Here is a 24,518-nt window from a genome sequence, read left to right on the forward strand (position 1 = left end):
CCTCCGGGGACCTGTCGCCGGCCCCGCTTGGATTAAGCTCAGACTAAAACATTGGCACAGGCCTGCGACGTCCGGGCACCGTGCTGCTCATGCCCAACCCTTCCCCGTGGCGGATACGCGACTTCCGCACGCTGTTCTCCGCCTCCGCGCTGAGCGTGCTCGGCATGAACGTCACCTACGTCGCCGTCCCCCTGCTCGCCCTGCTGGCACTGGACGCGAGCGCGGGCCAGGTCGGCCTCCTCGCCGCCCTCGGCACGCTGGCGTTCCTGGTGATCGGACTGCCCGCGGGCGCGTGGGTCGACCGGCTCGCGCACCGTAAGGTCCTGGTCGTCGCGGCCCTGTGCAGGGGCACATTGCTGGTGTCCGTACCGCTGGCGTGGTGGCTCGATGTGCTCACGTTCGGGCAGCTGTGCGCGGTTGTCCTGCTCGACGGGGTCTGCACGGTCTTCTTCGACGTGACCGCGCAGAGCACCCTGCCCCGCGTCGTCGGCCCCGACGCCCTCGTGCCGGCCAACGCGGTGCTCGTCAGTCTGCAAGCGGCCGGCAGCATCACGGGACGGGGCGCCGGCGGTGGTCTCGTGCAGTTCCTCAGCGCGCCGGTGGCGCTGGCCTGCGCGGCCGTGGGCTATCTGATCGCGGGCGTCCGGCTGATGCGGCTCAAGCGCACGGACGACGGGCCCGTACGGAAGGCCGGACCCGAGCCCGCCACTCGCCTGCGTGCCCAGATCGCCGAAGGCCTGCGGCATGTCCTGGGTGACGCCGAACTGCGTGCCCTGGCGCTCACCGGCACCCTCAGCAACCTCGGCGGTGTCATGATCAACACCATGCTGCCGGTGCTCTTCGCCCGCGAACTCCACCTGTCAGCAGGTCTGTTGGGCGTGTACTGGGCCATCGGCGGAGTCGGGATCTTCCTCGGCGCCTGGTGCGCCCGCCCGCTCGCCGCCCGTTTCGGCTTCGGCCGCTGTCTCGCGCTGGTGAACCTCTGCGTGGCTCCGGTGGGGCTCCTCGTCCCCCTGATCGACCGTGGCCCGTGGCTGTGGGTGGCATCGGCGGCGTGGCTCCTGTTCACCCTCACGACCGGCCTGGGCAACGTGCTCGGCGTCAGCCTGCGCCAACGCCTGACCCCCGCGCCGCTGCTCGGCCGGATGAACGCCACCTTCCGCTTCATGCTGATGGGTGCGATGGCCGTCGCGGCGGCCCTGTCCGGTCTCATCGGCGAATACGTCTCGCTGCGCGCGGCCCTGCGGACCGGCGCCGTCTGCCTCTGCCTGAGCGGACTGCCCCTGATCCTGTCCCCGGTCAGGCACCGCCGCGAGCTTCCGGGCGAGACCCGGCCGCCCGTACGGGGGCAGTTCAACCAGTCCGCGCGGACGCCCCGTTGACGAAAGGCCACGACTTCGTCCGCTCCCACCCGGGCCGCTCCTTGCGCGACCCCGGCTCGGCCGACGCGCCTCACGCCAACCGCACAGGATGCCGCACGTACTCGCTCTCCGGCGGACCGAAATCGAGGCCGTTCTCGTCGAGGGCGTTGTGTACCGTCACCCGTCCGTGGGCGAAGACGAAGCCGACCGCGACCATGCCGAGGGCGGCGTCCCGGCCCCGCCACTCCAGGAGCTCGATCTCTTCGAGGCGCCGGCCCCGCAGTGCGGTCAGCTCGGGCACGGCATCGTCACGCCACCGCAGGTCGAATTCGGCCCAGACGAACGGACCGCCGACCGTGACCGCGTTCCAGGTGAGCGACAGGTCGTCGAACTTGAGGTGCTGGATCTCCAGTTGCTCGCCCTCGAAGTCGAGGAGTACCGGAGCGTCGGCGAACCACTCGTCGTCCTCGACGTCCCACAGCAGCCAGGCGCGGGTGAGCGTCCGTCCGGTGAGCGCCGCAAGACGGGTGCCATGCGTGGCGCTGATCGAGGACAGGCCGTTCTGCGCTGCGGGCTCGTAGTTCTCGATGCCGTAGTAGTCCGGCATGGCTCCCTCGGGTCCGGGTGAAAGGACGCAGGACCGGAGCCTACGACTTCGTCCGCTCCCACCCCGGGCGCTCCTTGCGCGACCCCAGCTGCGTCTCGTCCCGGCTGCGGTAGACCACGTACGGGCGGAAGAGGTACTGCACGGGCGCGCTGAACATGTGCACCAGGCGCGTGAAGGGGATCAGGGCGAAGAGGAGCAGGCCGATGACGGCGTGGATCTGGTACGTGAGCGGGACGCCCACCATCTTGTCGATGTCGGGCTGCAGCGTGAACAGGGAGCGGGCCCAGGGGGCGATCGTGAGGCGGTAGTCGTAGCCGTGCGAGGGGCTGGAGTTGGTGAGCTTGGCCCACATGCCCATCACGATCGCGGCGAGCAGCACCAGGTACATGAGCTTGTCGTTGGCCGTGGTCGCCTTGAAGACAGGGGTGTTCGTGCGGCGCCGGTAGAGCAGCAGCGCGATACCGAGCACCGCGAGCACACCCGCCGCCGTACCGCCGTACAGCGACAGCTGGTGGTACAGGTGCTCGTCCATGCCGACCTTGTCCGTCCAGGACTCCGGGATGAACAGGCCCATCAGATGGCCGACGAGCACGAAGAGCAGCCCGTAGTGGAACATCGGCGAGGCGATGTTGAGCAGCTTCGACTCGTAGACCTGCGAGGAGCGGGTGGTCCAGCCGAACTTGTCGTATTTGAACCGCCAGAACGTGCCGGCGATCAGGAGCGCGACGGCGACGTACGGCAGGACCCCCCAAAGGAGCGTGTTCATGAGGGCTCTCCCACGAGCGTGAAGGGTTCGAGGCCGACGGTTTCCATCGGCGGACCGCACTTGGCCATCGCCAGCGCGGCCGCCTTGTCCTTGGGGGACGGGCCGGGCAGCGTGCGGCAGACGGCATCCAGCACGCTCGCGTAGGGCGTGCCGTGATCGGTGAGGGCCAGGCGCAACAGCTCCAGGCCCGGGCGGAATTCGAGGAGCAGCCGGGTGTCGACCCGCGCCGAGAATTCGAGCACCGCCGGCAGGAAGTCCGGCAGCTCCTCGTCCGAGAACTCCAGACCGTGTTCGCGGTACACCTGCTTGAAGCCGACAAGGGTCATGCCGCGCCGCCGGGTGTCACCGTCGCGCCACCAGCTCAGATACAGGCTGTGCCGGTTCTTGAAGTCGAAGACCTTGACGTAGTGCGAGGCGAGTTCGGTGGGGTCCGTCCCGTCGGCGAAGTCGAGGAACTCCCGCAGCTGCGGGGCGGCTTCACGCAGCAGGGGCAGGCGTGCGCGGAACTCGTCGTCCGGGTACGCGAGGCAGAAGGAGGCTGCCTGATAGAGCACCGCGTTCTGCACTGCTGACTTCACTGCTGCTCCCTGACATCGGCCGGTTCTTCGTCGGAGGTCTGGCGCTTTCGGGCCGCGTGGAAGTTCTCGATCGAGACCAGCGGCAGCTGCTTCTTGCCGGAGCCCGAGTCCGCGCCGAAAGGCCCGTCGCCGCCCATGCCCGGACCACCCTCGTGGTCCAGCGAGCAGGTGTCGGGTACGGCGGACTCCTCGAGTGCCTTCGCGTCGCCGACGGCCGCGGTCGGAATCACATAACGGTCCTCGTACTTGGCGATCGCGAGCAGCCGGTACATCTCCTCGATCTCCTGGGCACTCATGCCCACCGAATCGGCGATCGAGTGGTCGGGCACGTCACCGAGGTTGATGGCCCGCATATGCGAGCGCATCGCCGCCAGCTTGTTCAGGGACGACCGGACGGGGGCGACATCGCCGGCCGTGAAGATCTCCGCGAGGTATTCGAGCGGGATACGGAGGGTGTCGATCGCGCCGAACAGGTTCCCCGCGTCCTCACCGTCGTGGCCCGTCTCGGTGAGCGCGTCGACGACGGGGGAGAGCGGCGGGATGTACCAGACCATCGGCATGGTGCGGTACTCCGGGTGCAGCGGAAGCGCCACCTTGTACTTGCTGATCAGCGCGCGCACGGGTGAGCGGCGGGCCGCCTCCATCCAGTCGTACGGGATGTCCGCGGCCTCGGCGGCCCGTTGGACCTCGGGGTCGTCCGGGTCGAGGAACACGCCCAACTGGGCCTCGTACAGCGCCTTGTCGTCCTTGGTCGAAGCCGCCTCGGTCACCTTGTCGGCGTCGTACAGGATGACGCCGAGATAGCGCAGCCGGCCGACGCAGGTCTCGGAGCAGACCGTGGGCAGACCGACCTCGACGCGCGGGTAGCACATCGTGCACTTCTCGGCCTTGCCGGTGGAGTGGTTGAAGTAGACCTTCTTGTACGGGCAGCCCGTCACGCACTGCCGCCAGCCGCGGCAGCGGTCCTGGTCGACGAGGACGATGCCGTCCTCGTTGCGCTTGTACATCGCGCCCGAGGGGCAGGAGGCCACGCAGGCCGGGTTGAGGCAGTGCTCGCAGATCCGCGGCAGATAGAACATGAAGGTCTGCTCGAACGAGAACTTGACCTTCTCCGCGGCCTGTTCGCGGACCTTCTCGACCATCGGGTCCTGCGGCCCGTGCTCGACCGCGCCCGCCAGGTTGTCGTCCCAGTTCGAGGACCACTCGATCTTCATCGGCTTGCCGGTGATCAGCGAACGGGGCTCCGCCACCGGGAAGTCGTCGCCGAGCGGGGCGTCGGTGAGGTTCTTGTAGTCGTACGTCCAGGGCTCGTAGTAGTCCTTGATCTCCGGCAGCTTCGGGTTCGAGAAGATGTGGGCGAGCTTCTTGAACCGGCCGCCGTTCTTGAGCTTGAGCGCACCGCGCTTGTTGAGGACCCAGCCGCCCTGCCACTTCTCCTGGTCCTCGTACCGCCGCGGGTAGCCCTGACCGGGCCGGGTCTCGACGTTGTTGAACCAGACGTACTCCATGCCGGTGCGGTTGGTCCACGCCTGCTTGCAGGTGACCGAGCAGGTGTGGCACCCGATGCACTTGTCGAGGTTCATGACCATCGCGACTTGAGCCATGACGCGCATGTCAGTACTCCATGCTTTTAGTAGGACACAGTCTGCGAGCGGCGACGGATGACCGTGACCTCGTCGCGTTGGTTGCCCGTCGGGCCGAGGTAGTTGAAGGCCCAGGAGAGCTGGGCGTAGCCGCCGATGAGATGGCTCGGCTTCATCAGGACCCGGGTGAGCGAGTTGTGGATACCGCCGCGCTTGCCGGTGGTCTCCGTCTTCGGGACGCCCACCGTGCGCTCCTGCGCGTGGTGCATGTAGACCGTGCCCTGCGGCATCCGGTGCGAGACGATCGCGCGGGCCACGACCACACCGTTGCGGTTGACCGCCTCGATCCAGTCGTTGTCCTTCACGCCGATCGCGTCCGCGTCCTGCGGCGCCATCCAGATGTTCTGGCCGCCGCGCGAGAGCGACAGCATGAACAGGTTGTCCTGGTACTCGGAGTGGATGGACCACTTGTTGTGCGGGGTGAGGTAGCGGACGGTGACTTCCTTGGTGCCGTCGGCGCCGAGCCTTGGTTCGCCGAACAGGCGGTGCATGTCAAGCGGCGGCTTGTAGACGATCAGCGCCTCGCCGAGCTCGTGCATCCAGTCGTGGTCGAGGAAGAAGTGCTGGCGTCCGGTGAGCGTGTGCCAGGGCTTCAAGTGCTCGGTGTTGAGCGTGAAGGCGGTGTAGCGACGGCCGCCCGACTCGCTGCCGGACCACTCGGGCGAGGTGATCACCGGTACGGGGGCGGCCTGCGTGTCCGCGTACGTGATGCGTTTGCCCTCGGCCTCGGCGGCGAGGTGCGCCATCTCCTGTCCGGTGCGCTTCTCCAGGGTGTGGAAGCCCTGGGTGGCGAGCCGCCCGTTGGTCGTGCCGGACAGCGCGAGGATCGTGTTGGCCGCCTTGATCGCGGTGTCGAGGAGCGGGCGTCCGTCCGCCGGGCCGCCGCGTACCGTGCCGTTGCGCTGCTTGAGCTCCTCGACCTCCTGGTCGGGGTGGAGCGCGATGCCCTTCGCGGGCAGACCCAGCTTCTCCACGAGCGGTCCGAGCGCCGCGAACTTCTCGCCGATCGCGGTGTAGTCCCGCTCGACGACCGTCAGGTTCGGCATGGTCTTGCCGGGCACCGGCTCGCACTCGCCGCGTTTCCAGTCGAGTACCACGCCGCCGGGCTGGGCGATCTCGCCGGGGGTGTCGTGCTGCAGCGCGGTCGCCACCAGGTCCTTACGGGTGCCGAGGTGGGGGCGGGCCAGCTCGCTGAACTTACGCGCGAGCCCGAGGAAGGTGTCGAAGTCGGTGCGGGCCTGCCACGGCGGGTTCACGGCCGGCGTGAACGAGTGCACGTAGGGGTGCATGTCCGTGGTGGACAGGTCGTGCTTCTCGTACCAGGTGGCTGCGGGCAGGACGACATCGCTCAGGAGTGTCGATGAGGTCTGCCGGAAGTCCAGCGACAGCAGGAGGTCGAGCTTTCCCTCGGGGGCGTCCTCGTGCCACTTCACATCCCGCGGCCGTACGTCCGGACCGGCCTCCTCGGCCCGCAGCGAGGAGTGCGTGCCGAGCAGGTGCTTGGTGAAGTACTCGGCGCCCTTCGCGGACGAACCCAGAAGGTTGGCCCGCCACAGCGTGACGACCCGTGGCCAGTTCTCCTCCGCGTCGGGATCCTCGCAGGCGAACTTCAGCGTTCCGGCCTTCAGTTCCGCGACCGTGTCCGCCACCGGGTCCGCGGACTCGGCGAGGTCGAGGGGGTTGCGGTTGAAGGTCGGATACGAGGGCATCCACCCCGAACGCGCCGACAGGGCAAGGCAGTCCGCGCCCGTCATCCCCTCGAAACGGCCCTCGCCGAGCGGCGAGGCGAGGACGTCGGCCTGGAACTTGTCGTAGCGCCACTGGTCGGTGTTGAGGAACCAGTACGCCGCGCCGATCATCTGCCGCGGCGGCCGTGACCAGTCACCGGCTCCGGCGAGCGTGGCCCAGCCCGTCACCGGACGGCACTTCTCCTGGCCGACATAGTGCGCCCAGCCACCGCCGTTGCGGCCCTGGCAGCCGGTGAGCTGCAGCAGGGCGAGGAAGGAGCGGTAGATCTGCTCCGAGTGGAACCAGTGGTTCGTACCGGCGCCCATCAGGATCATGCAGCGGCCGCGGGACTTCTCGGCCGTCTGTGCGAACTCCCGGGCGATTTTCACGGCCTGCGCGGCGGGTACGGAGGTGTGCGCCTCCTGCCAGGCCGGGGTGCCGGGGGTCTCCGCGTCGTCGTACGAGGCGGGCCACCGGCCGGGCAGGCCCTCGCGTGCGACGCCGTACTGCGCGAGCTGGAGGTCGAAGACCGTGGTGACGAGCGGACCGTCCTGGCCGCCGAGGCGCGTGGCCGGGACACCGCGGCTGAGGATCTCACCGCGGCCCTGGCCGTGTTCACCGCCCTCGTTGTCGAACCGGGGGAGGAGCACCTCCACTCCGGTCGCGAACTCCGTGCCGTGCAGGGAGAGTTGCGGGGTGATGCTGCCGAGCTGAAGGTTCCACTTGCCCATGCCGGACTCGGTCCAGCGGAAGCCCAGCGAGCCGTTGGGGACGGCCGGCTGACCCGTGGTCTCGTCCAGGACGACCGTCTTCCACTCGGCGGCCTCGCTGTCCTGCCCGATGTCGCTGGCGCGCAGGAACTTCGAGGGGACGTACGCGCCGTCCTTCTCGACGAGCGTCACCAGGAACGGCAGGTCGGTGTACTTGCGGACGTAGTCGTCGAAGAACTCGGTCTTCTTGTCGACGAAGAACTCCTTGAGGATCACGTGACCCATGGAGATCGCGAGCGCGGCGTCCGTGCCGGGGTGCGGGTGCAGCCACTCGTCGGCGAACTTCGCGTTGTCCGCGTAGTCCGGCGCGACCACGACCACCTTCTGGCCGCGGTAGCGGGCCTCGGCCATCCAGTGCGCGTCGGGGGTGCGGGTGACGGGGACGTTGGAGCCCCACATCATCAGATACGCGGCGTCCCACCAGTCGCCCGACTCCGGCACGTCCGTCTGGTCGCCGAAGACCTGCGGCGAGGCGACGGGGAGGTCCGCGTACCAGTCGTAGAAGGAGAGCATCGGGGCGCCGATGAGCGACATGAACCGGGCGCCCGCCGCGTGCGAGACCATCGACATCGCGGGGATGGGCGAGAAGCCGGCCACGCGGTCGGGGCCGTACTGCTTGATGGTGTGCACGTGGGCCGCGGCCACGATCTCCAGGGACTCGTCCCACGTGGCGCGCACCAACCCGCCTTTGCCGCGCGCCTGTTGGTACTTCCTGCGCCGCTCCGGATCGCCCTGGATGTCGGCCCACGCCTGCACGGGATCACCGAGCCGGGCCTTCGCCTCGCGGTACATCTCCAGGAGGACACCGCGGATGTACGGGTAGCGCACGCGCGTCGGCGAGTACGTGTACCAGGAGAACGCGGCACCACGGGGGCAGCCGCGCGGCTCGTACTCGGGGCGGTCCGGGCCCACCGACGGATAGTCCGTCTGCTGGGTCTCCCACGTGATGATGCCGTCCTTGACGTATACCTTCCAGCGGCAGGAACCGGTGCAGTTCACGCCGTGCGTGGAGTTCACGACCTTGTCATGGCTCCAGCGGTCCCGGTAGAAGGTGTCGGCCTGCCGACCGCCCTTGAGCTGCACGCTGTGCATATCGGGGGCGGCCTCGCCGCGCCGGAAGAACTTCCCGGCGCGCAACAGCGCGGCGCCCGGCTCGGTCACTTGGTCGGTCACCGCTCGGCTCCCTCGGTCGGCGCGTGCGGACACGTATGAGGCGACGGTAGGTCTGCCGGTCGGGCCCCACATGTTGGCGGGGGCCGTCCGGGGCGGGCGGCTACCAGGAGTGACCGGCCGGCGGTGGTGTAGCCCGCTACACCACGTATCGGCCAGTGGGCACCGTCGTCGCGGCCCCGGGGCGCTTGCCAGGATGGATCACGTCAAGCACCGCCCGCCCACCACCTCGGAGTCCGTCATGAAGCCCCTGCTGTGGCTGCTGCTCGTCGTCGCCCTGATCGTCAACGTCTCCACCAGCTTCATGTGGGACGGCCTGACCCAGGTCGCCGTGTCCATCCCCACCGGCGTGGTCTTCATCGGTTCCGCCGTCGGCCTGTGGCTGATGCGCGACAAGCAGCAGCAGGCTTAGGGTCCGGCCCGGCACATAGCCTGATCACCATGGACGCGGCGATACACAGAGCATGGCTCGCCACCCGGCACCTGCTGATCGGTGCCGCGGTGAGCCTCGCCTGCTATCTGATGCTCGGTCTGCTGCTGCTCGGTCTGGCGGCGACCCTGCTGATCGTCGGCGCCGGCATCCTGCCCGAGACCGTGCAGACCGTACGGCGCTTCGCGTCCTTCGAGCGGCGCCGGGTCGGAGCGCGTACCGGCGAGGGCGTGCCGCAGGCGTATCTGCCGCTGACCGGCCCGGTCGCCGAACGGCTCCGGCACGCGACCACCGACCCGGCCACCTACCGTGACCTGCGCTGGGTGATCGCGCAGCTGGTCTACGGCCTGGTGCTCTGCTACCTCTCCCTGATCCTGTGGGTGCCCGCGATCATCGTCGACGGCATCTGGTGCGGGGTGCTCGGCCGGCGGCCCGTGGTGCTGCCCGTCTTCGACGCCCTCGCCGATCTGTCCTGCTCCTGGTCGCGCGGGCTGCTCCAGCCGCCGCCCGGCGCGGACCTCGCCCAGCGCGTCGAGCAGCTCACCGAGACCCGCGCCGGAGCGGTCGCCGCGCACGGCGCCGAACTGCGCCGGATCGAACGCGATCTGCACGACGGCGCGCAGGCCAGGCTCGTCTCGCTGTCGATGCGGATCGGTCTCGCCAAGCGTGCGTACGACCGTGATCCCGCAGCGGCCCGCAAACTCCTGGACGACGCCCAGGACCAGGCCGAACAGGCCCTCGCGGAACTGCGTCACGTCGTACGGGGCATCCACCCGCCCGTGCTCACGGACCGTGGCCTCGACGGGGCGGTCCGGGCGCTCGCGGCCTCCAGCGGGCTGACCGTGGAGGTGGCGGCCGACGGAGTGGCCGACGGTCCTCGCGCACCGGCGGCCGTCGAGGCCGCCGCGTACTTCGTGGTCGCGGAGGCACTCACGAATGCGGCCAAGCACAGCGGCGCCACCCGCGCCGAGATCGCGCTGGTACGCACCCCGGGGATGCTCCGGGTGCGCGTACGCGACCACGGACGCGGGGGAGCGGACGAGTCGGCCGGCAGCGGACTGATCGGGGTGCGGCGCCGTGTCGCCGCGCTGGATGGCACCGTGTCCCTGACGAGCCCCGTCGGAGGGCCGACCGAGATCGAAGTGGAGCTGCCGTGCGCGTGGTGATCGCCGAGGACAACGCCCTGCTGCGCGAGGGGCTCGTGCTGCTCCTGCAGTCGGCCGGGCACGAGGTGGCGGGCGTCGCGTCGACCGGTCCGGAGATCCTCCCGCTGCTGCTCGAACACCGCCCGGACGCCGCGGTGTTGGACGTACGGATGCCGCCCGGCTTCCGGGACGAGGGGCTGCGCGCGGCGCTCGCGGCCCGTGAGTCGCTGCCGGACCTGCCGGTTCTCGTCCTGTCCCAGTACGTCGAGGAGACGTATGCCGCCGAGCTGCTCGGCGGTGGCGCGCGGGGGGTCGGTTATCTCCTGAAGGACAGGGTCGGGCGGGTCGACGAGTTCCTCGACGCGCTGGAGCGGGTGGCGTCCGGCGGTACGGCGCTCGACCCCGAGGTCGTCACCGAGCTGCTCTCGCGCCGGCGCCAGGGCTCCCCGCTGGAGTCGCTCACCGCGCGGGAGCGCGAGGTGCTGCAGCTCATGGCCGAGGGCCACGACAACGCGACGATCGCCAAGTCCCTGGTGATCACCGAGCGTTCGGTCCACAAGCACATCGGCAACGTCTTCACGAAACTGGAACTCCCGCCGACGGAGGGCGGACACCGTCGGGTGCGGGCGGTTCTGGCTTACCTGAACGGGTAGGTATTTCGGCCCCTGCGGCGATTGAGCAGATCTTTTCAGCCCCTCCGGCGCTCGAGGAGATCCGAACGAAGTTCGGATGCGGGGTCCGGAGCGGAGCCCCGGTTTCGGGAAAGGGCGGGGTGGGGAAACCCCTTGCCTTCGCGTGCACTTCAACAGACAGAGTCCCTCTCAACACCCCGCACTCCGCGGGCACGTTGAGGAGGACCCCCATGCGTTACCGCACCCTTGGCACCAACCCCGCCACCCGCCGCGAGGTCAGCGTCCTCAGCCTCGGCGCCATGCTCTTCGGCACCCGCACCGACGAGGCCACCGCCTTCGCCATCCTCGACCGCTTCGTCGAGGCGGGCGGCACCTTCATCGACACGTCCAACAACTACGCGTTCTGGAACACGGGCAGCCAGGGCGGCGAGAGCGAGACGGTCATCGGCAACTGGCGCCGCAGCCGGGGCATCGGCGACGAGATCGTCATCGCCACCAAGCTCGGCGCCCGCCCCCTCGCCCCCGGCACCAGCTACACCGACAACGCCGAGGGGCTGAGCGCCGAGGTGATCCGCGAGTCCGCGGAGGCCAGCCGCGAGCGCCTCGGCGTGGAGAAGCTCGATCTCCTGTACGCGCACATCGAGGACCCCGGCACCGGCCTCACCGAGACCGTGGAGGGCTTCGCCGCGCTCGTCGAGGAAGGCACCGTCGGCCTCCTCGGCGTCAGCAACCACTGGGCCTGGAAGGTCGAGCGCGCCCGCGCCATCGCGGCCGCGGCGGGGCTGCCCGGCTACGAGGTGCTGCAGTACCACCACACGTATCTGCGCCGCCGCACCGACATCCCCGGCCAGCTGTCGCAGGACGGCGACATCGGGGTGTTCTCGGGGGAGCTGCAGAACTACGTGCGCAACAACCCCGCGCTCACCCTCGTCGCGTACAGCCCGCTGCTCACCGGCGCCTACACCCGTACCGACAAGGCCATCGACTATCCCCTCGAGCACGCCGGCACTCCCGCGCGCCGTGCCGTGCTCGACGAGGTGGTGAAGGAGACAGGGGCGAGTGCCAACCAGGTCGTCCTGTCCTGGCTGATCGACAGCGACATCCCCACCATCCCGCTCGCGGGCGCGTCCTCGCTCGCCCAGCTGGACGAGAACCTGGCCGCGGCCGACCTGGTGCTCAGCGAGGACCAGCGGGCCAGGCTCGACGCGGTCCACTGAGCCTCACCGCGTACGGAGCTCACGGCGTACGGGGGTCACCGCGTACGGAACTCACCGCGTACGGAACTCACCGCGAGGCTCCGCGGGCCGGCAGCAGCGTGCCCACGAAGGCCGTCGTCGTCACTGCTGCGGCGATCAAAGCGGCCTGGGTGAGGGGGAGATACGGCAGCGCCCGGGCCGTGGCGAAGCTGAACGCGAGCAGCGGCACCGCGGCCACCGCCGTCCCCACGGCCAGCCCCGTCATCGCCACGACGGCCGCCTCGGTGCGCAGCATCCCGCGCACCTGGGCCCGCCCGGCACCGACCCGGCGCAGCAGCCGCAGCGCCGGGCGGCGGCCCACGGAGATCAGAGTGAGCGTGCTCAGCACGGCGATCATGGTGAAGCCGCCGATCGCCGCGATGCCGATCCGGCCGAGCCGGTCGTTCAACGCCTGGTCGGGGAGCGTGAGACGGAGGGGGCGGGCAGCGGTCACCTCGGCGTCCGGGACCTTGCCCAGTTCGGCCCGCACCAGCGCTGCGTCGTCCGTCGCGACCAGGACCTCCGCAGTGTCCGGGGAGGTCATATGGCGGCTCAGCTCCTCGCGCGAGAACAGCAACTCGCCGAGCGCCAGACCGCGTTGATGGACGGCCACCACCTTCAACGTGCGCTCCACACCGTCGCCGAAACGCACCCGCAGCTGAGAACCGACGTGCAGGCCCTGCCCGCGGGCGCGGTCACTGCCGACCGAGACCGTGCCCGGGCGCAGCTCGTCCAGCGATCCCTGCACCGGCCCCGGGTCCAGGGTGTGCGCCAGGCCCTCGGGCGTGACACCCAGCACCGGAAGCCGGTCGAGCTTCGGCGCACCGGCCTCCTTGCCGGCCACGACGACGGTGCTGCGGACGAGCCCCGTGGCGGCCGCGACCCCCGGCATACGGCGGATCTCCTCGGGCGATCCGCCGCCGGTGACCCGCAGTTCGGCGTGCAGGGCCGCGGCGGCCTGGCGCTCACCGGAGCGCTGCAACGTCGCGCCCGCGCCGAGCTGCACCACCACGAACGCCGTCACCAGCACGATCGGAGTGATCGCCGCCCCGAAGCGTGCCGTGTTAGCCGCCAACTCCCAGGCTGCCAGCCTGCCTTGAGGTCCGCGCCGCCGCAGGAACCGCCCGAGGACGGACAGCGCGCCACGGGCGATCCACGGTCCGAGCGCCGCACAGCCGATCACCATCGTGAGGGCGGCCGTACTCGCCGCCATCGCGGCCGCGGCCCCGCTCTGGGCCACGGATACGCCCGCCGAGCTGACGCCGAGGCCGAGAAGGACCAGACCGGCGATACGGCGCCCCTGGCCCGGATCTTGGGACGCGCCCCGCGCCTCGCCCAGGGCCTGGGCCGGCCGGACACGTGCGGCACGCGCGCAGCCGAGCAGGGCGGTCAGCCGTGCGGCCCCGATCGTCAGCCCCGCCGTCAGCAGGGGAACCGCGAACAGCCAGACAGGTGTGGGCAGTTCGAGCCCGGCGGGCAGTGCGCCACCGGAGCGCAGGAGGTGGAGCAGCCCGAAGAAGGCCGGTACGGAGGCGAGAGCGCCGAGCAGCGCGGGACGTACCGCCACTCGCAGAACCTCGCGTCCCACGGAAGCACGCAGCTGCCGGGGCGACGCCCCCACCGCACGCAACAGGGCCAGCTCGGCGGCTCGTTGACGCAGCGCCTGCGCAACCAGGGAGGAGATCACGAGGAGGGCGACCAGGACCACGGTGGCCGCGATGGCGCCGAGCAGCTCCAGCGCGCCCGTCCTGGCCGCGGGAGCCTCCAGCCGCTCGGCGAGTCCCCGGCCGTCGCCGGTGAGCACCCGAAGGGGCCGGGCATCGTCCTTCGCCCGGTGCGGCGCGCTCACATCACGGGCGCCCGCCTCGTCGAGAGCGGTACGCGTCCGCTCGTACAACTGGGCCCGGCTGACCCCGGGTTCGGGCAGCAGCCCGATGACATCGACGGACCCGGGGTGACCGGCGAGCGCGCGGGCCTGTGCCTGCGTGAAGTAGACGGAGCCCTCGCCCTGTGCGACGCCCACGATCTCGTACGTCCGCGCAGTGCCCCGTGCGCTCAGGCCGATCCGCTCGCCGGGCGAGCGCCCCTCGTCCGCCGAGACGACGATCTCGCCGCGCTCGGCCGGTGCGCGTCCCTCCAGAAGCTTGTACGGGGCCAGCCGGGCCACGTCCCAAGGGTGCCCGTACAGGAGCCGGCCGCGGGAGGACAGAGGGACGGACACGTCGGGCACGACCGCCCGTACTCCCGCCACGTCCCGCAGCACATCGAGCGCCGCGTCCGGCACGCGTACCCGCTCGGTGAGCGCGGCCGTCGCCGTCTTGGGCTCGGAACCCCACGGCTTCGCCGTATAGCGGGTGGTCTGGTCACCGGCCACCACGACCGGCGCACCGGCGTACCGCTCCACGCGTGCGTGGCCCAAGGCGGTCGACGCGATCGTGAGCGCGAAGGAGCCGAGCAGGGTGGAGGTCAGCAGCAGCGCCGCCGCCACCGCCCACCAGGCCCGGCGGTGGACACGGTGGGCCCGGGCGGCGAGAAGGGCTTGAGGGCTGCTCATGACCGGCTCCGGTCCCACTGACCGCTGCCTGGCCTGCCGCCCAACTCCCGCAGCACATCGCGCACATCATCTGCTCCCGGCCGCTCGACACGACCCGCGAGCCGCCCCTCGTGCAGGAACACCGCCTCGTCCGCCCACTGCGCCGCCGCCGGATCGTGCGTCACCATCACGACCGTGCGTCCACCGTGGTCCACCGCGTTCCGCAGCAGCGCGAGCACCTCCGCCGCGGTGACCGGGTCCAGGGCGCCGGTCGGTTCGTCGGCGAAGACCACCGCGGGCTCGGTGACCAGGGCGCGGGCGATCGCCACCCGCTGCTGCTGCCCGCCCGAGAGCCGGGCGGGGGAGTCCTCGGCACGGCCGGCGAGCCCGACCGCGGTCAGGGCCCGCAGCGCCTCGTCCTCCCAGGCGCCCTCCTGGCCCGCGAGGAGCAGCGGCAGACCGGCGTTCTCCAGGACGGTGAGCGACGGCACCAGATTGAGCGCCTGGAACACGAAGCCCACACTGTCGCGCCGTACGCGTGTCAGCGTGGCCTCGTTCAGCCCGGAGAGGTCCCGGCCGCCGATCCGCACCGTCCCCGACGTCGGGCGGTCAAGGCCCGCAGCGCACTGCAGCAGCGTCGACTTCCCGGACCCGGAACGGCCCATGACCGCGACGAACCGTCCCACGGGGATTCGCAGCGTGACGTCCTCGAGAGCGCGCACACCCTCGCCGAACGCGCGGCTCACCCCGTCCAGTTCCAGGGCCGCGACCGGCTCGGCCACCGCCGTCCCGCCCTCGAGCCCGCCCGTACGCCGCCTGAACATGCCGTCCGCCTTCCTGAGCCGAATCGTTCAGGAAAACCGTCGCAATCCACGGGCCCTCGGCACGAGACAGCAGCCTCCCCGGCTGGGGGTGTAGCCGTCTCCACCATTGCCTCGGACGTCAGCGGGTCTTGCTGGAGCATCACGGTGCAGTCCGGGTGAGTGACCGACTGGATCCAGCTGAGGCGCGCGGCCGACACGGCTCCCCGCGCGGCGTCCAGCGGTTCACTCGGGCCACGTCAGTGCCGGGCACCGGCGATCAGCTGTCCGCGGGGTGGTCGTCGGCAAGGGCCTCGCCGAAGAGGCGTCCGGCGAGTTCCACGCAGCGCATCCGGGCCGGCGAGAAGTCGTAGGGCATCTTGGTGATCGCTGCAGCGGCACTCATCCCTGCGCCCTCCTCACCCTTCAGGCCGGCGTCGTAGATCTCGAAGATCTCCTCCTCGGCCGCATCGAGGCCGGCTGCCTCGATGGCCTGATTCAGGGCCAGTTGGTGAGCGCATCGCTGCACGGCGAGCTCTTCGACGCGCGGGTCGTCGGGTTCGACGCCGTCGTCGAGGGCGGCCTCGGCCGCCTCGAGACGGTCCTCCTCGGCCCGCAGGCCGGGGTGGGTGGCCAGCACGACGAACGCGTCGGCCTGGACGGCGGCACCCAGCGGCCCGAAGATCCGTTCCGTGACCAGCAGGGCGTCCAGATCGGAAGGCCGCAACGCGCCCGGGGGCAGGTGGCCGAGCCGGTCCGTGACCAGCTCGGAGAGCAGCCCCAGCGGGCTGCCCACCGCCTGAAGGCGCTGGACAGCCGCGCGCCGACGTTTGATGACGGCCTCCTGCGCCGCCAAGGCTTCCTCCAGCCTGCCCAGGACCGACTCGATATCCGGGCCTTGGTCCAGCGCTACGTCACCGCCTTCGTCCCGGGCCTCACCGAACGCGGACCGCATGTCGTCCAGGCTGATACCGGCATCGGCCATCTTGCGGATCCACAGCAGACGGATCATGTCGTCATAGCCGTAGCGGCGGCGGCCGTCCCCACCACGCTCGGGCTCCGGCAGCAGACCGATCGCGTGGTAGTGGCGGATGGCGCGTGGGGTGGTCCCGGCGAACGCAGCGGCATCACCGATCTTGACCTGCCGGGGAGGCGTGAGGGAGGGGTACATCGCAGACAGAACCTTTCGCACTGTGACACCCCGACCCCACCACATGCCGCTACGGCATGTGCAACAACCCCATCCAGGTGCACCCCACCCTCGCCGCCTTCGACGAGCAGACCCGCCGCCAGACGCGCACGCTCGACTCGCTGTCGTTCCGATGCAACCGCAGCTCGAGAGCGGCACGGTGAAGGAATTCTTCGGCCGAGTGACCTCAGCATTACCTCCCACGTAATCGACCACCCCACCCCCCGCCCGGCATGGTGATGTCACCGGCCACCGGGGCGGCGCACTCCGATCCCGGCGGCCGGCCCACCCACCCATCCGTTTCGCGTCGGAGGTATCCCATGTCTGCATCGTCGATGACCCCCATCGCCGGCCCCCTGCGCACCCGCGAACCCCGCGCCGCGCTCCGGCTCTTCCTCGGGCTCGATGCCGTCGTCACCGGGGCCAACGGCCTCGCCTACGCCGTCGCCTCCGGGCCGCTCGGGCGGTTCCTCGGCATCGACTCCGGGCTGCTGCTCGCGCTCGGGCTCGGGCTCATCGCGTACGCGGCCGGGGTCGCTCTGATCGCCGCACGTCGGGAACCGCCCGTGCTGCCCGTGCGCGCCGTCGTCGAGATCAACCTGGTCTGGGCGGTGATGAGTCTCGTCGCCCTCGTGCTCTGGTTCAGCCCCAGTACCGCCGGCACGGTGTGGATCCCGATGCAGGCCCTGACCGTGGCAGGTTTCGCGGCGCTCCAGTACACCGCCCTGCGGGCGATGACGAAGCGCTGAACGGCAGGCTCAAGGAAGCATCGACTGAAGGTACTTGACCGTCGCAGGGTCGGCCGGGAGCAATGTCTCGATGGCCAGCTCGGCGACGGTCACGTCCATGGGCGTGTTGAACGTCGAGATCGACGACACGAAGGACAGCGTCCGCCCGTCGTGCTCCACCCGCAGCGGCAACGCCACATAGGGGACAGGGGAGTTGTCGACCGCGCTCTCGCCCGGATCGTCCACCGGGTACGCCGCGACCTCCTCGTACAGCGCACGCAGCCCGTCCGAACGGTGCAGGGCGATCTGCCGCTCCATCTGGTGCAGCAGATGCCCGCGCCACTCGGCGAGGTTGCGGATCTTCGGCGCGAGACCACGCGGATGCAGCGTCAGGCGCATCGCGTTGAGGGGTGTCGTGAGCACCTCCTCGGACATGCCGTCCATCAGCATCGCGATCCCGCGGTTCGCGGCGATCACGTTGTACGTGGCGTCCACGATCAGCGCCGGATAAGGCTCGTACCCCTGAAGGAGCTGTTCGAGGCCCTCGCGCAGCGTGCCCAGCTCGTCCAGCGGGGTCTCCGGGTAGTGCGGGGCGTAACCGGCCGCGAGCAACAGGGCGTTGCGCTCCCGCACCGGGACGTCCAGATGCTCGGCGATCCGCAGCAGGAAATCCTCGCTGGGGCGCGAACGCCCGGTCTCCACAAAGCTGATGTGCCGCGCGGAGGAGTCGGCGCGCAGAGCCAGCTCCAGCTGACTGATCCGACGCTGCTCCCGCCAGGCACGCAGCAGCGGTCCCGCACCCTTGGTCATATGTACGATCGTAGAGCATCCGTCGTCGCAGGTCTGTGGCAGGCTGAAAGTGGCCGGACGCGTGATCGGCGCGTCTCTCCAGTGCGTATCTGAGGAGTACGTCATGCCTGTGGAACCGCTGTCGCAGAAGGACATCGAGGAACGCCTGCGCGAGCTGCCCGGGTGGTCCGTGGCGGACGGCCGTCTGGAGCGTTCGTACCGTCTCGGTTCGCATTTCGCCGCCACCGCGATGGTGGTGCACATCGCCCAGGTCCAGGAGGAGTTGGACCATCACTCGGATCTCGCGCTCGGCTACAACACGGTGGGCCTGTCCGTGAACACGCACAGCGCGGGCGGCGCCGTCACCGAGCTGGACTTCGCGCTCGCCGAGCGCGTGGAGGCGCTGGCCGCCGGACATGGAGCGAGCTGAGTGCTGGACTACACCGCCGAGGCGGCCGTCTATGACCGTACGCGCGGCGGGGTGCCGCGGGCGGAAGCCGCTGCCGCGGCGGTAAGGGAGCTGCTGCCGCCGGACGCCGGGCGGCTGCTCGACGTGGCCTGCGGTACGGGGATCGTGACGGAGCGCCTCGGGGCGCCCGGGCTGCGCGTCGTGGGTGTGGACGCGGCGTTCGGGATGGCGGCACGGGCCGTGGAGCGGCTGCCGGGGGCCGTCGTCCTCGGCGACGGGTGCCGGCTGCCGTTCGCGTCCGGCAGTTTCGACGCGGTCAGCCTGATCTGGCTGCTGCATCTGGTGCCGGATGCGGAGCCGGTGATCGCCGAGTGCGCGCGGGTGCTGCGGCCCGGCGGGGTGCTCCTGGCGACGGTGGACAAGGACGCGGGGCACGAGGTGGGCTCGGACATCGACGCGGTGCTGGCGCCGCATCGGCGCCCGCAGGCGTCGGACGAGGCCGGTCTCATCTTCTCGCTGGCCGGTGAGCATGGGCTGCGCCTCCTGGCACAGACATGGTTCACCGGTCATGGCCAGGGGCGCTCGCCGCGGAGGGTCGCCGAGGTGCTGCGTGCGGGGTGGTACGCGTCGAGGGTGTCGGCGCGGGGTGCGGACCTGGAGGCGCTGGCCACCGCCGTGGAGGCGCTGCCGGATCCGGATGAGCCTCGGGGCGAGCCGCGGTTCCGGTTGGTCGCGCTGCAACGCGAGTCGACCTGCGCCTGAGGTCAGCTGTTTGCCGGAACCGCAACATAACTTGCCACGCCCACCCCATGCGTCGACGCTGGAGACGACCACAAGACGCATGAGGCCGGGAGACGGACATGGCACACGACGGGCACGGCAACGGCACCCACGACGGGCACGAGGGCCACGGGCACGGAAGCGGCCACGGCAGCCACGGGCACGGAAACAGCCACGGGCACGGAAACAGCCACGCCCACGCCCACGCGAGCAAGGACCTTGACTGGGGCGCGATGGCCGAGTACCTCGAACAGCGCGCCACCGTGTTCGCCCCCCAGTACACCGGCATCATCGCGGACCTCAAGGCCGACCTGCGCGACCGGGGCCACACCCCCGCCCGCATCATCGACGCGGGCGCGGGCCCCGGGATCCTCACCTGCCGTCTCGCCGAGGCCTTCCCCGAGGCCGAGGCATACGCGGTGGATGCGGCCCGTCCGCTGCTCGAACGTGCGCAGGAGCGGGCGAAGAGCAAGGGTCTCGACGGCCGCGTACGCACGCACGAGGCCGAGCTTCCCGAAGGCCTCGACGGCATCGGTCCCGCCGACGTCATCTGGCTCGGTCAGTCCCTGCACCACATGGGCGACCAGCAGGCCGCGCTCACCCGCCTCGCCGATGCCCTGGCTCCCGGCGGTGTGCTGGTCCTGCTCGAGGGCGGTCTGTCCACGCGTTTCCTGCCCAGGGACTTCGGGTTCGGGCGGCCGGGCCTCGAGAACCGTATCGAGGCCGTCCGCGACAACTGGTTCAACGAGATGCGGGAATCCCTCGACGGCGCCAAGCGCGAGACCGAGCACTGGCCGGCGATGCTGGCCGCGGCGGGCCTGCGCCCCGCGGCCACCCGCAGCTACCTCGTCGACCGGCCCGCCCCGCCCGCGCCCGAGGCCCGCGCGCACATCCTGGACACCTTCACGCGCAGCCGCGAGATGATGGGCGAGCACCTGGACGCGGAGGACCGCGCCGCCCTGGACCGCCTCCTCGACCCCGCGGACGAGCTGAGCCTGCACCGCCGTGACGACGTCTTCGTCCTCGGTGCGCAGACGGTCCACTTCGCGGTGAAGTAGTCGCCCGCCCTCCTGAAGCAGTCGCGCCGACCTCGCGCGGCGGTCGCTCTGCCCTCGGCGAATCTGCCGAGGGCAAAGATCCCTTACGCCGGTGCTCCCGGGCGCCGATGGTGGAGTCACAGCAAGCCGGCACCCACCACGCAAGGAGGAGCGATGATCCCGTACGCAAACGACGGCGACACCGCGCCCAGCCGTTACGACGACCACCTCGCCGCCCAACTCCTCAGCCAGCGCATCGTGTTCCTCGGCACCCAGGTCGACGAGGTGTCCGCGAACCGGGTCTGCGCCCAGCTACTGCTGCTGAGCGCGGAGGACGCCCGCACCGACATCAGCCTGTACATCAACAGCCCCGGCGGCTCCGTGCACGCCGGGCTCGCGATCTACGACACGATGCGCCTGATCCCCAACGATGTCTCGACCCTCGCGATGGGATTCGCCGCGAGCATGGGGCAGTTCCTGCTCAGCGTCGGCGCCGCGGGCAAGCGCTATGCGCTTCCCAATGCGCGGATCATGATGCACCAGCCGTCGGCCGGTATCGGCGGGCAGACCGCGGACATCGCGATCCAGGCGGAGAACCTGGAGTTCATGAAGCAGTCCATCGAGCGGATCACGGCCGAGCACACGGGGCAGACCCCGGAGGTCATCGCCCGCGACGGCGACCGCGACCGCTGGTTCACGGCCGAACAGGCCAAGGAGTACGGGATGGTCGACCATGTGCTGGCCTCCCTCGACGACGTACGGCCGAAGAGCACGAAGCCGCGTATCGGACTGGGGGTCTGACGATGGGTCAGTACACGATTCCGAGTGTCATCGAGCGCACCTCGCGGGGTGAGCGGGTCTCCGACATCTACAGCAGGCTGCTCTCGGAGCGGATCATCTTCCTCGGTACCGAGATCGACGACGGCGTGGCCAACGTCGTCATCGCGCAGTTGCTCCACCTGGAGTCCTCGGCGCCCGAGCAGGAGGTCATGATCTACCTCAACTCTCCGGGGGGCTCGTTCACTTCGCTGATGGCGATCTACGACACGATGTCGTACATCAACGCCCCGATCGCCACGTTCTGCGTGGGACAGGCGGCCTCCACCGCGGCCGTGCTCCTTGCCGGCGGCGATCCGGGGCGGCGCTTCATCCTCGAGCACGCGCGGGTGCTCCTCGGGCAGCCCGCGGCGGGCGGCTCGCAGGGCACCGTGTCCGATCTCGCCCTGCAGGCCAAGGAGATGGTGCGGATCCGCTCCCAGGTGGAGGAGGTCCTCGCGCGGCATACGCACCACGACGCCAAGACGCTGCGCGCCGACATGGACCGCGACAAGGTGTTCACCGCCGAGGAGGCGGTGGCGTACGGCCTGGCGGACGAGGTCCTGAGCCGCCGGCTTGTGCGGGCGGCCTGAACCGCCCGCACCCCCGGGCAGGGCGAGGTCAGGCCGCGAGCCGGACCTCGCCCCGCCTCAGCGAGGAGGAGCCGGCCGAGGCCCGCGCGGGCGCGAACGAGGAGACGCTCGTCGAGGCCTGCGCCGGTGCTGCCGAGGTGAGGGCGGCGACCTTGATGATCTCGCCCTGTACGCGACCGAGCAGCTCGGCGAGGGTGAGTCCGAGGGCGCGGGCCGCGGCGGCGAGCACCTCGGACGAGGCCTCCTTGCGACCGCGTTCGACCTCGGAGAGGTACGGCATCGAGATCCGTGCCTCGTCCGCGACGTCCTTCAACGTCCGCTCCTGCGCGAGCCGTTCGCTGCGCAGGACATCGCCGACCAGGTCGCGCCAGAGCGGCTCCCTGGCCGGTGCGGCCTGCGGCGCGGGGCGCCGGCCGGGCCTCAGCTGGATGACACGGGCGTCGTCGGTCGCGTTCTCGTGGCTGCTCACCACTCCAGCGTAGGAGGGAAGCGCGGCGCAGGTGTGCCGGAACGTTCTGCTGTCGGCAGAGCGGCCCCCCAGAAGGGGGCGTATCGCCCTATCGGTTCGCCTGCTCCGGATGCTGGGTGCGCTCCTCGTCGTGCTGGGCCAGGATGGCCAGGAGCGTGGCCACCGTCACCCCGGCCTCGGCCGGGTGCCGCAGCGAGATGTCGGACTCGATCCGGTACGTGTTGGTGCGCCCCTGGCGGGTGTGGGAGAGGTATCCCCCCGCTTCGAGGTCGGCGATGATCCGCTGGACGGCGCGCTCCGTGAGCCTGCAGTGTGCGGCGATGTCACGGATGCGGGCGGAGGGATCGCCTGCGATCACGGCAAGCACCCGGGCGTGGTTGGTGAGGAAGGTCCAGCCCGTGTGCGGTTCAGGTACAGCTCCCATCTTCACAGCATAGGACGTTGCTTTCGCGTATTCCAACAGGCGTAACCAGATTGGCGAATTGAGATAGGCGAAATCTGTTTCGTGCATCGCTTGACGGGTGAAGCTGTGACGGCGAGGCTTGGACCGGAGTGGAAAGCACCTGTGCGCAGGAAGAGCACCAGGGAGTCAACGTCATGCCAGAGCAGGCGACTTCGTTACCCGGCAGCACCCGGCCGCTGGAGCTCGGGGTGCACGCCGTCGGCGACCGCTGGCTGGTCGTGGTCGGCGGGGACATCGATGTGCACGCCGCCCCCCTGCTGCACGGAACGCTGCGCGAGGCCCTCGGCCGTACGCGCGACGGCATCGAACTCGACCTGAGCAAGGTGGAGTTCTGCGACTGTTCGGGGCTCAACGCCTTGCTGCGGATGCGTCAGCAGGCGTTGGACAGCGGCAAGACCATCTCCGTACGAGCCGTGAGCACGGCCGTGGGGCGGCTGCTGGACGTCACGCACACCCGGCCGCTGTTCATGTCCACCGACGGGGAGCTGCCGGCGGGCGAGGAGACGAGTGCCGGGCAGGACGGACCGCCAGGGGGCCTGCCGGTGGACGCGGCGCAGGACCTGTTCCTCGAAGTGGTCCAGCTCCGGCGGGCGATGGAGACACGGCCGGCCATCGACATGGCCCGCGGCGTCCTGATGGCGTCCTTCGCGCTGACCCCGGAGGACGCGTGGAGCGTGCTCGTCGAGGTCTCGCAGCGCAGCAACACCAAACTGCACCGCCTGGCCCAGGACTTGGTGGACTCCGTCACGGGCGGCGCGCTGCCCCCGGACGTACGGCAGCTGCTGGCCGCGGCGGTCGCGGGTCACACCGCCGGGCACTCGGCCTGAGCCGCCGCCCGTACTCGACGGGCGACGGCTCGGGCCGGGCGGGCAGGGGCGGGCTCAGGCCACGTCGAAGACTGCCGGGTCCGGGCCCAGGCGCTTGCCCTCGTCGAGGGCCGCGAGCGCGGTGAGGTCCTCGGCGTCGAGCTCGAAGTCGAAGACATCGATGTTCTCGGCGATACGCGAGGGGGTGACCGACTTCGGGATCACCACGTTGCCGACCTGAAGGTGCCAGCGCAGGACGATCTGCGCCGGGGTGCGGCCGTGCTTCTGGGCGATCGCGACGATCGTCGGGACTTCGAGCAGCCCCTTGCCCGAGCCGAGCGGCGACCAGGCCTCGGTGGCGATGGCGTGCTCGGCGTGCAGGGCGCGCAGCTCGGCCTGCTGCAGCTGCGGGTGCAGCTCGATCTGGTTGATCACCGGCACGACGGAGGTCTCGCCGAGCAGGCGCTCCATGGTCTCGACGGTGAAGTTCGAGACGCCGATGGCCTTGGCGCGGCCGGACTCGTAGATCTTCTCGAAGGCCTTGTACGTGTCCACGTACAGGTCCTTCGAGGGCAGCGGCCAGTGGATGAGGTACAGGTCGACGTAGTCGAGGCCCAGCTTGGCCAGCGAGGTGTCGAACGCGCGCAGCGTGGAGTCGTAGCCCTGCTCGGAGTTCCAGAGCTTGGTGGTGACGAAGAGCTCCTCGCGGGCGATCCCGGAGGCGGTGAGGGCCTTGCCGGTGCCCTCCTCGTTGCCGTAGATGGCGGCGGTGTCGATGCTGCGGTACCCGGCCTCCAGGGCGGTGGCGACGGCCTGGGTGGCCTCGTCGTCCGGCACCTGCCAGACGCCGAAACCGAGCTGCGGCATCGCGACGCCGTTGTTGAGGGTGATGGTGGGGACCTTGCTCACGAGCTCTCGATCCTTACGTGGTGGGGTGGTACGTCCCGCTTCAACGGGGGCGGGGCGTGATCCATTCCGTCGGCGGTCGAATTTGTTCACCTTCGACCCTAACGGTCGGAGCGGTTGACCGCGTCCGGTCAG

General features: G+C 70.4%; 25 protein-coding genes. 13 read left to right on the forward strand and 12 right to left on the reverse strand.

From position 1 onward, the window contains the following. The first annotated feature begins 89 nt into the window (after positions 1 to 89). Positions 90 to 1,382 carry an MFS transporter gene (locus ABT367_RS00125; RefSeq protein WP_352247867.1) on the forward strand — a complete coding sequence of 431 codons (1,293 nt, stop codon included), beginning with the start codon at positions 90 to 92 and terminating at the stop codon, positions 1,380 to 1,382. A gap of 70 nt (positions 1,383 to 1,452) precedes the next feature. On the opposite strand, the gene ABT367_RS00130 is transcribed toward ABT367_RS00125, so the two are convergent. From ABT367_RS00130 to ABT367_RS00150, 5 genes are read right to left on the reverse strand one after another with little or no spacing between them, the layout of a single operon-like run. Beyond that, positions 1,453 to 1,968 (reverse strand): hypothetical protein, encoded by a 516-nt coding sequence (locus ABT367_RS00130; protein ID WP_352247869.1) that lies wholly within the window; start codon positions 1,966 to 1,968, stop codon positions 1,453 to 1,455. A gap of 40 nt (positions 1,969 to 2,008) precedes the next feature. Beyond that, positions 2,009 to 2,734 (reverse strand): respiratory nitrate reductase subunit gamma, encoded by a 726-nt coding sequence (narI, locus tag ABT367_RS00135; protein ID WP_352247871.1) that lies wholly within the window; start codon positions 2,732 to 2,734, stop codon positions 2,009 to 2,011. Next, positions 2,731 to 3,300 (reverse strand): nitrate reductase molybdenum cofactor assembly chaperone, encoded by a 570-nt coding sequence (gene narJ / locus ABT367_RS00140; protein WP_352248118.1) that lies wholly within the window; start codon positions 3,298 to 3,300, stop codon positions 2,731 to 2,733. Before narJ ends, narI begins: the two co-directional genes overlap by 4 nt. A gap of 8 nt (positions 3,301 to 3,308) precedes the next feature. After that, on the reverse strand, positions 3,309 to 4,925 hold the full coding sequence (narH, locus tag ABT367_RS00145; RefSeq protein WP_352247873.1) for a nitrate reductase subunit beta: 1,617 nt from the start codon (positions 4,923 to 4,925) through the stop codon (positions 3,309 to 3,311). A gap of 17 nt (positions 4,926 to 4,942) precedes the next feature. Then, a complete protein-coding gene (locus tag ABT367_RS00150) occupies positions 4,943 to 8,626 on the reverse strand; it encodes a nitrate reductase subunit alpha (RefSeq protein ID WP_352247875.1) in 3,684 nt (1,227 codons plus the stop codon). Positions 8,627 to 8,864: 238 nt separating this feature from the next. On the opposite strand from ABT367_RS00150, the gene ABT367_RS00155 reads away from it, so the two are divergent. The 4 genes from ABT367_RS00155 (at position 8,865) to ABT367_RS00170 (ending at position 12,047) form a co-directional block, all read left to right on the forward strand. Beyond that, complete coding sequence (locus ABT367_RS00155; protein WP_352247877.1) at positions 8,865 to 9,035, forward strand: hypothetical protein; 171 nt, start codon at positions 8,865 to 8,867, stop codon at positions 9,033 to 9,035. A 29-nt stretch (positions 9,036 to 9,064) separates the two neighbouring features. Beyond that, on the forward strand, positions 9,065 to 10,219 hold the full coding sequence (locus ABT367_RS00160) for a sensor histidine kinase (protein ID WP_352247879.1): 1,155 nt from the start codon (positions 9,065 to 9,067) through the stop codon (positions 10,217 to 10,219). Further along, positions 10,207 to 10,851, forward strand: coding sequence for a response regulator transcription factor (locus tag ABT367_RS00165; protein ID WP_352247881.1), 645 nt, complete (start codon positions 10,207 to 10,209; stop codon positions 10,849 to 10,851). The genes ABT367_RS00160 and ABT367_RS00165 overlap by 13 nt, the downstream gene beginning before the upstream one ends. A 209-nt stretch (positions 10,852 to 11,060) precedes the next feature. Next, positions 11,061 to 12,047, forward strand: coding sequence for an aldo/keto reductase (locus ABT367_RS00170; protein WP_352247883.1), 987 nt, complete (start codon positions 11,061 to 11,063; stop codon positions 12,045 to 12,047). Between the two features lie 67 nt (positions 12,048 to 12,114). Here the strand turns inward: ABT367_RS00170 and ABT367_RS00175 are convergent, their stop codons facing one another. The 3 genes from ABT367_RS00175 to ABT367_RS00185 form a co-directional block, all read right to left on the reverse strand. Beyond that, complete coding sequence (locus tag ABT367_RS00175) at positions 12,115 to 14,619, reverse strand: FtsX-like permease family protein (RefSeq protein WP_352247885.1); 2,505 nt, start codon at positions 14,617 to 14,619, stop codon at positions 12,115 to 12,117. Next, the gene (locus ABT367_RS00180; protein WP_352247887.1) at positions 14,616 to 15,422 is read right to left on the reverse strand and encodes an ABC transporter ATP-binding protein; all 807 of its coding nucleotides are present in this window, start codon (positions 15,420 to 15,422) and stop codon (positions 14,616 to 14,618) included. Before ABT367_RS00180 ends, ABT367_RS00175 begins: the two co-directional genes overlap by 4 nt. A gap of 256 nt (positions 15,423 to 15,678) precedes the next feature. Further along, on the reverse strand, positions 15,679 to 16,569 hold the full coding sequence (locus ABT367_RS00185) for a MerR family transcriptional regulator (protein ID WP_352247889.1): 891 nt from the start codon (positions 16,567 to 16,569) through the stop codon (positions 15,679 to 15,681). Between the two features lie 56 nt (positions 16,570 to 16,625). Between ABT367_RS00185 and ABT367_RS00190 the strand changes: the two genes are divergently transcribed. Both ABT367_RS00190 and ABT367_RS00195 read left to right on the forward strand, forming a co-directional pair. Further along, the gene (locus tag ABT367_RS00190; protein WP_352247891.1) at positions 16,626 to 16,751 is read left to right on the forward strand and encodes a hypothetical protein; all 126 of its coding nucleotides are present in this window, start codon (positions 16,626 to 16,628) and stop codon (positions 16,749 to 16,751) included. 156 nt (positions 16,752 to 16,907) lie between these two features. Further along, positions 16,908 to 17,336 carry a hypothetical protein gene (locus ABT367_RS00195; protein WP_352247893.1) on the forward strand — a complete coding sequence of 143 codons (429 nt, stop codon included), beginning with the start codon at positions 16,908 to 16,910 and terminating at the stop codon, positions 17,334 to 17,336. Between the two features lie 9 nt (positions 17,337 to 17,345). Here ABT367_RS00195 and ABT367_RS00200 read toward each other — a convergent pair whose 3' ends face one another. Beyond that, positions 17,346 to 18,125, reverse strand: coding sequence for a helix-turn-helix domain-containing protein (locus ABT367_RS00200; protein ID WP_352247895.1), 780 nt, complete (start codon positions 18,123 to 18,125; stop codon positions 17,346 to 17,348). Positions 18,126 to 18,228: 103 nt separating this feature from the next. Between ABT367_RS00200 and ABT367_RS00205 the strand changes: the two genes are divergently transcribed. From ABT367_RS00205 to ABT367_RS00225, 5 genes are all read left to right on the forward strand, one after another. After that, entirely contained in the window at positions 18,229 to 18,534 is a 306-nt protein-coding gene (locus tag ABT367_RS00205; protein WP_352247897.1) for a 4a-hydroxytetrahydrobiopterin dehydratase, read from the forward strand. Beyond that, on the forward strand, positions 18,535 to 19,275 hold the full coding sequence (locus tag ABT367_RS00210; protein WP_352247899.1) for a class I SAM-dependent methyltransferase: 741 nt from the start codon (positions 18,535 to 18,537) through the stop codon (positions 19,273 to 19,275). 98 nt (positions 19,276 to 19,373) lie between these two features. Beyond that, complete coding sequence (locus ABT367_RS00215; RefSeq protein WP_352247901.1) at positions 19,374 to 20,351, forward strand: class I SAM-dependent methyltransferase; 978 nt, start codon at positions 19,374 to 19,376, stop codon at positions 20,349 to 20,351. A 153-nt stretch (positions 20,352 to 20,504) separates the two neighbouring features. Then, positions 20,505 to 21,131, forward strand: a complete 627-nt coding sequence (locus ABT367_RS00220; protein WP_199546124.1) for an ATP-dependent Clp protease proteolytic subunit — start codon at positions 20,505 to 20,507, stop codon at positions 21,129 to 21,131. A 2-nt stretch (positions 21,132 to 21,133) separates the two neighbouring features. Next, positions 21,134 to 21,739 (forward strand): ClpP family protease, encoded by a 606-nt coding sequence (locus ABT367_RS00225; protein WP_352247903.1) that lies wholly within the window; start codon positions 21,134 to 21,136, stop codon positions 21,737 to 21,739. Positions 21,740 to 21,767: 28 nt separating this feature from the next. On the opposite strand, the gene ABT367_RS00230 is transcribed toward ABT367_RS00225, so the two are convergent. Both ABT367_RS00230 and ABT367_RS00235 read right to left on the reverse strand, forming a co-directional pair. Continuing rightward, on the reverse strand, positions 21,768 to 22,208 hold the full coding sequence (locus tag ABT367_RS00230) for a helix-turn-helix domain-containing protein (protein WP_352247905.1): 441 nt from the start codon (positions 22,206 to 22,208) through the stop codon (positions 21,768 to 21,770). A gap of 88 nt (positions 22,209 to 22,296) precedes the next feature. Next, positions 22,297 to 22,632 carry a helix-turn-helix transcriptional regulator gene (locus tag ABT367_RS00235; protein ID WP_352247907.1) on the reverse strand — a complete coding sequence of 112 codons (336 nt, stop codon included), beginning with the start codon at positions 22,630 to 22,632 and terminating at the stop codon, positions 22,297 to 22,299. Positions 22,633 to 22,805: 173 nt separating this feature from the next. Between ABT367_RS00235 and ABT367_RS00240 the strand changes: the two genes are divergently transcribed. Continuing rightward, positions 22,806 to 23,498: an ANTAR domain-containing protein gene (locus ABT367_RS00240; RefSeq protein ID WP_352247909.1), complete on the forward strand. Its 693-nt coding sequence runs from the start codon at positions 22,806 to 22,808 to the stop codon at positions 23,496 to 23,498. Positions 23,499 to 23,552: 54 nt separating this feature from the next. Here the strand turns inward: ABT367_RS00240 and ABT367_RS00245 are convergent, their stop codons facing one another. Beyond that, positions 23,553 to 24,386 (reverse strand): aldo/keto reductase, encoded by an 834-nt coding sequence (locus ABT367_RS00245; RefSeq protein WP_352247911.1) that lies wholly within the window; start codon positions 24,384 to 24,386, stop codon positions 23,553 to 23,555. Between the last annotated feature and the right edge of the window lie 132 nt (positions 24,387 to 24,518).

It is taken from the genome of Streptomyces mesophilus, from assembly GCF_040300965.1.
Lineage (GTDB): Bacteria > Actinomycetota > Actinomycetes > Streptomycetales > Streptomycetaceae > Streptomyces > Streptomyces mesophilus_A.